13 protein-coding genes are annotated in these 11,766 nt (G+C 69.3%); 10 read left to right on the top strand and 3 right to left on the bottom strand.

Annotated features, from left to right (window positions below; genetic code table 11):
• Positions 1–19: 19 nt before the first annotated feature.
• Both dnaN and dnaA read right to left on the bottom strand, forming a co-directional pair.
• Positions 20–1,153 (bottom strand): DNA polymerase III subunit beta, encoded by a 1,134-nt coding sequence (gene dnaN / locus ACZ4TR_RS01120; RefSeq protein ID WP_364518517.1) that lies wholly within the window; start codon positions 1,151–1,153, stop codon positions 20–22.
• A gap of 834 nt (positions 1,154–1,987) precedes the next feature.
• Entirely contained in the window at positions 1,988–3,598 is a 1,611-nt protein-coding gene (dnaA, locus tag ACZ4TR_RS01125; protein ID WP_465285246.1) for a chromosomal replication initiator protein DnaA, read from the bottom strand.
• A gap of 591 nt (positions 3,599–4,189) precedes the next feature.
• Here dnaA and rpmH point away from each other — a divergent pair.
• The 10 genes from rpmH (at position 4,190) to ACZ4TR_RS01175 (ending at position 10,819) form a co-directional block, all read left to right on the top strand.
• Positions 4,190–4,333, top strand: a complete 144-nt coding sequence (rpmH, locus tag ACZ4TR_RS01130; RefSeq protein ID WP_003082934.1) for a 50S ribosomal protein L34 — start codon at positions 4,190–4,192, stop codon at positions 4,331–4,333.
• Positions 4,334–4,354: 21 nt separating this feature from the next.
• Complete coding sequence (gene rnpA / locus ACZ4TR_RS01135; protein WP_364518521.1) at positions 4,355–4,789, top strand: ribonuclease P protein component; 435 nt, start codon at positions 4,355–4,357, stop codon at positions 4,787–4,789.
• Positions 4,790–4,794: 5 nt separating this feature from the next.
• Entirely contained in the window at positions 4,795–5,124 is a 330-nt protein-coding gene (yidD, locus tag ACZ4TR_RS01140) for a membrane protein insertion efficiency factor YidD (RefSeq protein ID WP_364518523.1), read from the top strand.
• Positions 5,125–5,129: 5 nt separating this feature from the next.
• On the top strand, positions 5,130–6,287 hold the full coding sequence (gene yidC, locus ACZ4TR_RS01145) for a membrane protein insertase YidC (protein WP_364518525.1): 1,158 nt from the start codon (positions 5,130–5,132) through the stop codon (positions 6,285–6,287).
• A gap of 30 nt (positions 6,288–6,317) precedes the next feature.
• A complete protein-coding gene (locus ACZ4TR_RS01150) occupies positions 6,318–6,878 on the top strand; it encodes a Jag family protein (RefSeq protein ID WP_364518527.1) in 561 nt (186 codons plus the stop codon).
• Between the two features lie 78 nt (positions 6,879–6,956).
• Positions 6,957–7,154, top strand: coding sequence for a DUF6886 family protein (locus ACZ4TR_RS01155; RefSeq protein ID WP_465285247.1), 198 nt, complete (start codon positions 6,957–6,959; stop codon positions 7,152–7,154).
• Between the two features lie 275 nt (positions 7,155–7,429).
• Complete coding sequence (gene rsmG, locus ACZ4TR_RS01160; protein ID WP_465285248.1) at positions 7,430–8,113, top strand: 16S rRNA (guanine(527)-N(7))-methyltransferase RsmG; 684 nt, start codon at positions 7,430–7,432, stop codon at positions 8,111–8,113.
• 77 nt (positions 8,114–8,190) lie between these two features.
• Complete coding sequence (locus ACZ4TR_RS01165; RefSeq protein WP_465285249.1) at positions 8,191–9,114, top strand: ParA family protein; 924 nt, start codon at positions 8,191–8,193, stop codon at positions 9,112–9,114.
• On the top strand, positions 9,111–10,112 hold the full coding sequence (locus ACZ4TR_RS01170; protein ID WP_465285250.1) for a ParB/RepB/Spo0J family partition protein: 1,002 nt from the start codon (positions 9,111–9,113) through the stop codon (positions 10,110–10,112). The genes ACZ4TR_RS01165 and ACZ4TR_RS01170 overlap by 4 nt, the downstream gene beginning before the upstream one ends.
• Before the next feature lie 80 nt (positions 10,113–10,192).
• The gene (locus ACZ4TR_RS01175; RefSeq protein ID WP_465285251.1) at positions 10,193–10,819 is read left to right on the top strand and encodes a hypothetical protein; all 627 of its coding nucleotides are present in this window, start codon (positions 10,193–10,195) and stop codon (positions 10,817–10,819) included.
• 1 nt (position 10,820) lies between these two features.
• Here ACZ4TR_RS01175 and ACZ4TR_RS01180 read toward each other — a convergent pair whose 3' ends face one another.
• On the bottom strand, positions 10,821–11,765 hold the full coding sequence (locus ACZ4TR_RS01180) for a D-alanine--D-alanine ligase family protein (RefSeq protein WP_364518539.1): 945 nt from the start codon (positions 11,763–11,765) through the stop codon (positions 10,821–10,823).
• Position 11,766: the final 1 nt, after the last annotated feature.

Consider the following 11,766-nt stretch of genomic DNA (forward strand, 5'->3'; position numbering starts at 1 on the left):
CGTACTAACGAAAAGCGGGTCAGCCCGGGAGGCGGACCGGCATCAGGAGGTAGAGGTAACCGGGGACGACGTTGCCCTCCGGGTCGGCGGGCTTGATCAGCGCGGGCCGGTTCGGCGTGGTGAACGTCAGCTCCGCCCGGTCGCTGTGGAGCGCGCCGAGGCCGTCGACGAGGTAACCCGGGTTGAACGCGATGGTCACCGGCTCACCTTCGTACTCGACCTGAAGCTCCTCTTCGGCGCTTCCCTCGTCATCGCCACCCGCGGACAACCGCAGCGTGTTGTCCCCGAATTCCAGTCGTACCTGAGTCCCCCGCTCCGCCACCAGTGAAACGCGCTTGATGCTCTCGGTGAGAGCGGACACGTCGATGACCGCGCGTGACGTGTGCGACGCGGGCAGCAGCTGGCGGTACGGCGGGAACTCCGCGTCGAGCAGGCGGGTCGTCGTGTAGCGCCCGGAACCGGACAGGCCGAGCAGGCCTTCGCCGCTGGCGAGGGCGAGGCGGATCGTGGCGCCGCTCGCGCCGAGCGTCTTGGCGGCTTCGGCGAGGGTGCGCGCCGGGACGAGCACCGCGGCGTCGGCCAGGCCCTCGGCCGGCTGCCAGGTGAACTCGCGCATGGCGAGCCGGAAGCGGTCGGTCGCGACGAGGGTCAGCGAGCTGCCGGAGATCTCGAGCCGCATGCCGGTGAGCATCGGCAGCGTGTCGTCCTTGCCCGCGGCGACGACGACCTGGGTGACGGCCTGGCCGAACGCGTCGCCGGCGAGCTCGCCCGCGAAGGCGGGCTGGGACGGCAGCTGCGGGTAGTCCTCGACCGGCATGGTCGGCAGGGAGAACCGCGCGCTGCCGCAGGTGATGGTGGCGCGCGCGCCGTCGACGGAGATCTCGACCGGCTGCGCGGGCAGTGACTTGGTGATATCGGCGAGGAGGCGCCCGGACACCAGCAGGCGGCCGCCGTCGGCGATCGTCGCCGGGACGCCGACCGTGGCCGATACCTCGTAGTCGAAGCCCGAGACCGTCAGTGCGTCGGTGTCGCCGTCGGAACCGGCGTCGAGGAGCACACCGCCCAGCACCGGCACGGGAGGCCGGGAGGGGAGGCTTCTCGCCACCCACGCGACGGCGTCGGCGAGCCCGTCACGCTCGACGCGGATCTTCATGCGCGCATCCTTTCGACGACCGAGCCCCTGGCGGCTCGGGCCAGGCCTCGCTCTGGCGGGGCAGTGACCGGCTGCCCCCTCCGGCCGGTCCGCCCTCCGCGAGAGCGGCCGGAGCACGGACCAGGTGCAGGCGTCCACGTTAGGCCGTCGCGGCGGCCCGCGTCACCTCGGGCTGCTCTTCGCTTTGTCGACATGACGACACGTTCTCGCGGCTGTCCCCAGATTCGCCCGCCGCCTGTTTTTATCTTTTTCTCTCTTAGAAGAGATCTAAAGGCAGTAACAGTAGTAAGTGTTGTGGATTGTGTGGATGGAGCTCCTTTGCGCAGGTCGGAGGGGTCGCGGGCGTGTGGAGAACCATGGTGGCAGTCCTGTGGGTAGATCGGGGCGTCGGTGGATGGTTTCGGGCGACCCCCGATTCGTCCACAGTTGCCCACAGTTGTCCCCATGGTTGTCCCCAGGTGTACGGCGATCCGTCCCCAGGGTCTGGGGGTGCGCGGAGGGGTCCGAACCCCTCTTCCGAGTGATGGGCCCCTCCTGTGCACACAATGTGGGCAACCTGTGGAATCAGCGTGGACAAGGGTGTGGATTCACTGTGGATCACCTGTGGGCGGGGTGTGGACGGAATCCGCGTCGTCGCTGATCAGAGATCCGCTGGCACTGTGGGCAAACTGCCCACACCATGGGGAAAGTTCCTTGTGTACAAACAATTTCCGCGAGTTTGCGAAGCGCGCGTACGCGGCTTCGCTGCTTCGCTCGCTTCGGACAGTCCAAAGACGACAAAGGGGCGTCCACAGTGCGTGGACGCCCCGAAGTCGTTGCGGGATAAGGGATGTGCTACTGACGCGCTCGCTGCTTGATGCGCGAGGTCAGCTCTTGCACCTGGTCGTAGATCCGCCGGCGCTCGGCCATCTCCTTGCGGATCTTCTTGTCCGCGTGCATGACGGTCGTGTGGTCGCGGCCGCCGAACGTCTGCCCGATCTTCGGGAGCGACATGTCGGTCAGCTCGCGGCAGAGGTACATCGCGATCTGGCGGGAGGTGGCGAGCGCCTTCGTCTTGCCGGGGCCGCACAGGTCGTCGAGCGTGACGTCGAAGAACTCGGAGATGACGCCCATGATCGTGGGCGCGGTGATCTCCGGGGCGTGCGAGTCGGGGATGAGGTCCCGCAGCACGATCTCCGCCAGCGCGGCGTCCACCGGCTGCTGGTTCAGCGACGCGAACGCGGTGACGCGGATGAGCGCGCCTTCGAGCTCCCGGATGTTCGCCTCGACGCGCGAGGCGATGAACTCCAGGACGTCGCCCGGCACCGCCAGCCTGTCCTGCGCCGCCTTCTTGCGGAGGATCGCGATGCGCGTCTCGAGCTCGGGCGGCTGGATGTCGGTGATCAGGCCCCACTCGAACCGCGTCCGCAGCCGGTCTTCCAGCGTCTCGAGGCGCTTGGGCGGGCGGTCGGAGCTGACGACGATCTGCTTGTTCGCGTTGTGGAGGGTGTTGAAGGTGTGGAAGAACTCTTCCTGCGTACCTTCTTTGCCTTCCAGGAACTGGATGTCGTCGACGAGCAGGATGTCGATGTCGCGGTAGCGCCGCTGGAACGCGACCTTGCGGTCGTCGCGCAGCGAGTTGATGAAGTCGTTCGTGAACTCTTCGGTCGAGACGTACCGGACGCGCATGCCGGGGAAGAGCCGTTGCGCGTAGTGGCCGACCGCGTGCAGCAGGTGCGTCTTGCCGAGCCCGGATTCGCCCCAGATGAAGAGCGGGTTGTACGCGCGGGCCGGTGCTTCGGCGACGGCGACCGCGGCCGCGTGCGCGAAGCGGTTGGACGCACCGATGACGAAGGTGTCGAAGGTGTACTTCTCGTTCAGCTTCGTCTTCGACGTCTGCGGCTGCGCCGGCGCGGTGTAGGGCTGGCCGGCGATCGGCTGGCCGGAGAACGTCGGCCAGATCTCGTGGACGGCGGCGAGCGCTTCGCCCTCTTCGTCGACCTCTTCGTCCGTGTCGTCACCGTCGTCGGGCTTCGGCGCGGCGGACTGGTGCGAGGGCATCGGCGGGGTGGGCTCGGGACGCGGCGGCGGCAGCATCGGACCGGGGCCCGGCCGCGGCACGGGCGCCGGCTCCGGGCTGACCCCGTTTTCCACTCGGCCGGGTGACGGCACGTAGTGCGGAGCGGCGACCGGCGCGACGGCTTCGGTGCTGTCGACCTTCACCGCGAGCGAAATGGCGCGGCCTAGCCGCCGGGAAAGCGCGTCGGTGATCGCGCCGCGGAGGCCGCGTTCGATCGCTTCCTTCGCGAAGTCACTGGGGGCCGCCAGGAGCGCGGTGCCGTCGAGCAGGCCGATCGGGCGGGTCACGCGCATCCAGGCGCGCTGCTGGGGGGACAGGGTCCCGTCGGACAGTTCGCGTACCACCTGTTCCCAGATGACGCCCAGATTGTGCTGGTGCTCCGACACCTGTTCGGCTCCCCTCCCCTCGTCGGCGTGGACGACCGACGCCCCTGGTCACGCGGTCCGGCGCCCCTGCGCTGCCTGCGTGTGCATCGGCACAGCGAATATCCACATAGTTGTCCACAGCTGTGCACTAATGTACGGCGACCCGCGGCGACGCCACCTGCGGGCTCGTCGTACGCCGGTGGGCACTCCACCACCCGGATACTCGTGCACCTCGACCGGTGACCCGAGAGAGGCACGCTAACAAGCCCCGCCCGCTGCCACAAGGCATCCTGGGCCGCCAGCATTTCACGGTGTACGGCGGGTGGCCATTCGGTGCCGCGGCGTCGATGATCTCGGCGTCACGCCCGGTCGCGGACCGTGGCGAAGGGGGTGCTTGCCGGACGTCCGACGGGGGTGCGTACCCTCGTAAGGTCTCCCGTATCCGACGGGTGCTATTCGCGTGCCCACGTTGTCGTCGCTCGTCGTGACGAGGCCACACGTTGGTAGGAGACACCAGAGACTGCCGTGCGCCCGCACGACACGCCAGGTGGGGGGAAGAGTTTCTTCCCCGGGCTGGTGGGAACACGGACACCGCGACACACAGGAGAAGCAGTGAGCAAGGGTAAGCGCACCTTCCAGCCGAACAACCGCCGTCGCGCGAAGACGCACGGCTTCCGCCTGCGCATGCGTACGCGTGCCGGCCGGGCCATCCTGGCGGGCCGCCGTCGCAAGGGCCGCGCCGCGCTGTCCGCCTGATCCGGCACGTCGGGGCGCGCCGTGCTGCCGGCTGCCGCACGTCTGCGGCGGAGTGAGGACTTCCGGATGGTTCTCCGTCGGGGGTCCCGGGCAGGCAGGCGTCGCCTCGTCGTCCACGCACTGACCACGGACCCGTCCGAGGCCGCCGACGTCACGTCGGCGGCCAGGGCGGGTTTTGTGGTGAGCAAGGCCGTCGGCAACTCGGTGGTCCGCCACCGCGTCACCCGCCGGTTGCGTCACCTCGTTTCGGCCCGGCTCGGAACCCTTCCCCCTGGTAGTGCGTTGGTCGTACGGGCATTGCCGCCGTCCGCGTCCGCGTCCAGCGCGGAGCTCGGGGCCGATCTCGACGCTGCACTGCGCCGTCTGGGACTGTCGCCGTCGCGCCGTCCGGCCGGGGATGCCCCGCGCCCGACGCGTCCCGCGGACGCGGCCCCCGACCACGGATCAGCGGTGTGACCGGCATGCGAGCCACCCACGAGCACGACCACGTCGATGACGGCACCGCCGAGCCCGCGCCTCCGCGGCCCGGTCCCGTCGCGTGGGTCCTGTTGCTCCCCATCAAGCTCTACCGCAAGGCGATCTCGCCCTTCCTCCCGCCGGCTTGCCGGTTCTACCCGAGCTGCAGCGCGTACGCAGTCGAAGCCCTGACCCGGCACGGCGCCGGCGGCGGCTCCTACCTCGCGCTGCGCCGGCTGCTGCGCTGCGGCCCGTGGACCCCGCCCGGCCGCGACCCGGTCCCCGAGAAGTTCTCGTGGCGCTACCGCAGACCTGAAACACCGATCGAGGAGTAGCAGCAGTGCTCGATTTCATCTACTACCCCGTGTCCTTCATCCTCTGGTGTTGGCACAAGGTCTTCGGGTTCGTCTTCGGTGAAGCGACGGCGATCTCCTGGATCCTCGGCATCATCTTCCTCACGTTCACGGTCCGCGGCATCATGTTCAAGCCGTTCGTGAACCAGGTCCGGTCGATGAAGAAGATGCAGGACTTCGCGCCGGAGATGAAGAAGGTCCAGAAGAAGTACGCCAACGACCGGCAGCGCCAGGCGCAGGAGATGCAGAAGCTCCAGCGCGAACACGGCGTGAACCCGCTCGGCAGCTGCCTGCCGATGCTGCTGCAGATCCCGGTGTTCATCGGCCTGAACCACGTGCTCCGCGCGTTCACCATGCCGCCGCCCGGTGGTGGCCCGAAGACCGAGAACTACTTCTTCTCCCAGGCCGACGTCCACTCGTACGTCTCCGCGAAGCTCTTCGGCGTCAACCTCGGCGAGGCCGTCTACAACGGTGTCGGCGTCGTCAGCGGCGGGGCCGCGAACGTCGGCTTCCAGTGGGGCGTGCTCCCGGTGGCGCTGCCGCTGATGATCGTCGCGTCCATCGCCACGCACCTCACCGCGCGGCACTCGGTGGCTCGCCAGAACGCCGCGTCGGCCACCCCGCAGACCGCGATCATGAACAAGCTGACGATGTACATCTTCCCGCTCGGTGTGCTCGTCTTCGGTGCGCTGTTCCCGCTCGGCCTCCTCTTCTACTGGCTGGCGAACAACGGCTGGACCCTGATGCAGCAGCGCCTCGTCTACACGAAGATCGACAAGGAAGAGGCCGCTCGCAAGGCCGAAGCCATCGAGAAGCGCGCGTCGCTCGGCCCGAAGCCGGGGCAGAAGCCGGCCGCGCCGAAGGTCGGCCAGAAGCCGGTCCAGCAGAAGAAGAACCAGTCCGCGCAGGGCGGCTCGCAGAAGAAGGTCACGAAGGCGGGTTCGGCCCACGGCTTCGCCCAGACCACGCCGGCCGAGGCCGCCGCGAAGGCGAAGGCGGACGCGGCCGCGAAGGCGGACAGCGCGACCGTGGCGGACCCGGCCCCCGCCGAGACCAACGGCCAGAACGGCTCGAAGGACAACGGCACCGGGGTGCCGGGCCTTCTCAAAGACTCGACCAGGAAGTCGGGCCGGAAGCGCCGCTGAGGCGCGACCGGTTCGGAGAGGAGACGAATGATGTCGGAGACGATCGACACGATCGACGCCGATCAGGACGACGTGACCCCGGAGCCGGCGGCCGACGAAGCCGGCGAGCAGAAGTCGGGGGGTGGCGACGACGTCCTCGTGCAGGAGGGCGACATCGCCGGTGACTACCTCGAGCGGTTGCTCGATCTACTGGACTACGACGGCGACATCGACTTGGACGTCGAGGCGGGCCGCGCGATCGTGAGCATCGACGGCGGCGAGGACCTCGAGAAGCTCGTCGGTCCCCGCGGCACGGTGCTCGAGGCGCTGCAGGAGCTGACGCGGCTCGCGGTCCAGCAGGAGACGGGATCGCGGAGCCGGCTGATGCTGGACATCGCGGGCTGGCGCGCGGACCGCCGCGAGGAGCTGCGCGAGCTCGGCCGCTCGACGGCGGAGTCGGTCCTGCAGAGCGGCGAGCGGGTGCGGCTGCAGCCGATGAGCCCGTTCGAGCGCAAGGTCGTCCACGACGCGGTGGCGACGGTCGCCGGCGTCACGAGCGAGAGCGAGGGCGAAGACCCGAAGCGCCGCGTGGTGATCTTCCCGGAGTCCTGAGTTCAGTTCTTCCGAAGCGGCCCCACTTGACTCGGTCAGGTGGGGCCGCTTCTTTTGTGTGCATGCGTCCTCTGCCCGGTGAGGTGCTCCACTTCTCGGAGGGACCCGACGATCACCTGCTTCTCCCCGCACGTCGCCGCGACGGCTCAGCAGCCGGGGGCGTACGTCTGGGCGGTCGACGCGGCTCAGGCACCGGACTACTGGTTCCCGCGGCAGTGTCCCGCGCGCTGGTTTGGACGGTGTACCGGTGCTGCCGGACCTGTGTGCGTTCGTTGACGCGTTGTCGGCGAGCCCGCTCGGCTTCAGCGGGATCCGGCTGCGGAACGCTCAACCGCGGCCGAGCGAATTACATCGATGATGTTTCACGTGGAACGCGTACCGTCCCGATCGGCGACCTAGGCTCGTCGTTTCACGTGGAACCATCCCCAGACCGCCGCTAGCCGAGTGGAGTTGTCCACATCTGCGGTCTGTCGGCTCGTATTCGACTCGACATCAGGGACAATCGAACGAGCGCCGTTTCACGTGAAACGCGCGGACGAGGAGTAGACGGAGTGAGCTTGGATCAGGCTGCGGTGGCGGTGCGGGCCGCGGCAGGGCGGGTGTTCGGTGAGCACGTGGACCGGGCCGCCGGGTACGTCGAACTCCTGGAACGTCATGGGGTCGAACGCGGGCTGATCGGACCGCGGGAGGTCGAGCGGCTGTGGGAGCGGCACGTCCTCAACTCGGCCGTCATCGGTGAGCAGATCCCGGAGGGTGCCCGCGTCGTCGATGTCGGGTCGGGCGCTGGGCTTCCGGGAGTACCGCTCGCGATCGCGCGGCCGGACCTCGATATCGTCTTGCTCGAACCGATGGCCCGCCGGGTGGACTGGCTGGCCGAGGTGGCCGAGAAGCTGGAACTCCCGATCACCATCGTCCGTGGACGCGCGGAGGAGCGGCCTGTGCGTGAGCAGCTCGGTGGCGCCGACATCGTCACCGCCCGCGCGGTCGCTCCGCTCGCCCGGCTCGCGGACTGGTGCCTGCCGCTCGTCCGGTCCGGAGGCTTCCTGGTTGCCCTCAAGGGCGCCAGTGCGGCGGACGAGATCGAGCGGGACGGTGCCGCCATCAGCAAGGCCGGCGGGGCCGACCCGCTGATCGTCGAATGCGGTGCCGCAGTACTAGAGGTCCCCAGCACGGTCGTGAAGATCCGTCGCCTCCCGACGGCGAGCAAGCCGAAGGCGCGGAGCAGGAAGCGTTAACGAGCCGCGGTGTTCCACGTGAAACGACGCGACTCGACCACCGACCAGACGTCTATATGGAGGAGGTGTCGAGACCGGTGAATCCCCCGCCGTCCGACTCCACGGAGACCACGCCCGACGTGGGCTGGACCCCGATCGCCGAAGAAGCCACCCGCGCCGCGCGTCTGCTGCACCCGGAGCGGACGCTTCCCCGCCCCGGCCGGCGTCGCGTGATGACCGTCGCCAACCAGAAGGGCGGCGTCGGCAAGACCACGAGCACGGTCAACCTCGCCGCCGCCCTCGCCGTCCACGGGCTCAAGACGCTCGTCGTCGACCTCGACCCGCAGGGGAATGCGAGCACCGCGCTCGACGTCGACCACCGGTCCGGGACGCCGTCCATCTACGAAGTGCTCATCGGCGAGGTGACGCTCGCGGACGCCGCCCAGCCGACCGAGCAGTCCCCCAACCTCTTCTGCGTTCCCGCGACGATCGACCTCGCCGGCGCCGAGATCGAGCTCGTCTCGATGGCGTCCCGCGAGTCACGGCTCAAGGAGGCGATCTCCTCGGAGATCCTCGACGAGATCGGTGTCGACTACGTCTTCATCGACTGCCCGCCCTCGCTCGGCCTCCTGACGGTCAACGCGATGGTCGCGGCGCAGGAGGTGCTCATCCCGATCCAGTGCGAGTACTACGCGCTCGAAGGGCTCGGGCAGCTGCTGAGCAACATCGAGCTCGTGCAGCAGCACCTCAACCGCGAGCTCCGCGTCTCGACGATCCTCCTCACAATGTACGACGGCCGGACCAAGCTGGCCGACCAGGTGACGAACGAGGTGCGGAACCACTTCGGCGACACGGTCCTCAAGACGGTCATCCCCCGGAGCGTGAAGGTGTCCGAGGCACCTGGGTACGGCCAGACCGTCCTCGCTTACGATCCCGGTTCACGCGGTGCGATGAGCTACGTCGACGCGGCGAAGGAGATCGCCGAACGTGGCGCACAGTTGGAGAAGGGTAGTTCCACATGACCGAGCGCAGAGGAGGACTGGGGCGCGGCCTCGCCGCCCTCATCCCGACCGGGCCCACCGGGGGTGGTCCCCTGCCCGCGCCCGCCGACGCGACGGCGGCGGAGAAGAAGGCAGCCGAGGACAAGGGCTGGTTCGCGGCGAACGGTCAGGCGAAGACGCACGGCGGCGAGGTCGCCGGCGCGGTCTACCGCGAGATCCCGGTCGGCTCGATCAAGCCGAACCCGAAGCAGCCGCGTCAGGTCTTCGACGAGGACGCGCTCTCCGAACTCGAGCACTCGATCCGCGAGTTCGGGCTCATGCAGCCCATCGTCGTCCGCGAGCTCGGGGAAGACGAGTACGAGCTCGTCATGGGCGAGCGGCGGCTGCGCGCGTCGCAGCAGGCGGAGCTCGAAGCGATCCCGGCGATCGTCCGGCAGACCGCCGACGAGTCGATGCTGCGCGACGCGCTCCTGGAGAACATCCACCGCGTCCAGCTGAACCCGCTCGAAGAGGCGGCGGCGTACCAGCAGCTGCTCGACGAGTTCGCCGTCACGCACGAAGAGCTGGCGAGCCGCATCGGCCGCAGCCGGCCGGTCATCACCAACACGATCCGGCTCCTCAAGCTTCCCCTGCCGGTGCAGCGCCGGGTGGCCGCGGGCGTCCTGTCCGCCGGCCACGCCCGCGCGCTGCTGTCGCTGGAGGACGCCGACAGCCAGGAAGAGCTCGCCGCGCGCATCATCGCGGAGGGCATGTCGGTCCGCGCGACCGAGGAAGCAGTCACGCTCAAGAAGAGCGAGAAGCCGGCCAAGCCGAAGCCCGCGGCGCGCAAGCCGATCCAGGCGCCGGGGTTGCAGGAGCTCGCGAACCGCCTCTCGGACCGGTTCGACACCCGGGTGAAGGTCGACCTCGGCCGCCGCAAGGGCCGGATCACGCTCGAGTTCGGCTCGGTCGACGACCTCGAACGCATCGTCGCGATCATCGACGCGAATGGGGCGAATCAGACACCGAAAACCGATTAGGGATCACCCCAGGGTGTTTCGTCACGGTGATGATTGCGGAAAGCCAACCTCGCCGCGACGCTGAGCAACGAGGGGGAAGCGTGTGGGATCCGACCGGAACCATCGGCCGCGCGCTCTGGATCGGGGGTGGGCAGTGGGCCGGGAAGTCGACGGTCGCCCGGCTGCTCTCCGTCCGGCACGGGCTGACGGCGTACCACTACGACTACCACGACGCGCGCGGCCACTTCGATCGCCGGCTCGCACGCGGTGAACACGTCGAGCGCGATCCGGAGGAGAACTGGGTCCGTCGCACGCCGGAGAAGATGGCGGCCGACTCCCGCGAGATCTTCGCGCTGCGGTTCAAGTGGACGCTCGACGACCTGCGCGCGCTCGACTCGCCGCGGCCGCTGATCGCCGAAGGCTGGGGGCTGCGCCCGGAGCTGGTCGTGCCGCTGCTCGACTCGCCGCGCCGGATGATCGTCATGGTGCCGACCGACGAGTTCCGGCTGCACCAGGCGGCCACCCTGCCGCGGGCGGGTTCGGTCACGAACAAGGTCAGCGATCCGGAGCGCGCGCAGCGAAACCGGCTGGCGCGGGATCGGGTGCTCGCACAGGACGCCGTCACGCGGGCGCGAGAGTTCGGCGTCCGGGTCCTGGAAGTCGACGGCTCCCGAAAAACAGAAGAAGTGGCCGACCACGTGGCCGACCACTTCCGTCCGTACCTTTGACTCAGCGGGAGATCGCGCGCCCGATCAGTTCGGCGAAGACCGTGCCGAGCGACTTGCCCGCCGCCTCGATCGCCATCGGGACCGTCGACGTCTCGGTGAGGCCCGGCGAGGGGTTCACTTCCAGGAAGTGCACCGTGCCGTCCGGCGCGACGATCGCGTCGGTCCGCGAGATGTCCCGAAGGCCGAGGACGCGGTGCGCGGCGACGGCGAGTTCGGCCGCCGCCTTGGCCGCGGCGTCGTCGAGCCGGGCCGGGGTGAAGAAGTCGGTCAGGCCGGCGGTGTAGCGGGCCGTGTAGTCGTACACGCCGCTCTCCGGGACGATCTCGACCGCGGGGAGGGCCTCCGGTCCGTTCTCGCCCTCGATGACCGTCACGGCCACCTCGACGCCGTCCACGAACCGCTCGGCGAGCACCGTGTCTCCGTACGCGAAGCAGCCGACCATCGCCGCCGGCAGTTCCGCCGCCTCGCGCACGACCTGGGTGCCGAGCGCCGAGCCGCCCTGGTCCGGCTTGAGGATCAGCGGCAGGCCGAGCTGCTCGACCATCGCGTCGAGCACCGCCTGGGCACCGAGCTCGCGGAACGTGCTGTGCGGCAGCACCACCCAGCCCGGCGTCACGAACCCGGCGTTCTCGACGAGCGCCTTCGCCGTCGGCTTGTCCCACGCGCGGCGGCAGCCCTGGGAGCCGGTGCCGACGAACGGCACCTCCAGCATCTCCAGCACCGTCTGCACCGAGCCGTTCTCGCCCTCGCCGCCGTGCAGGGCGACGACCACCGCGTCCGGCCGCTGGGTGCGCAGGCGCTCCAGCAGCCCCGCGTCGGTGTCCCACTCCTCGATGCCGAGGCCCTCGGACTTCAACGCCGCGGAGAGCCGTCGGCCGGACCTCAGCGAGACGTCGCGTTCGTGCGAAAGCCCGCCGGCGAGCACGGCAACGGTACGGTCGACCACC

This window comes from Amycolatopsis sp. NPDC028719, from assembly GCF_055565395.1.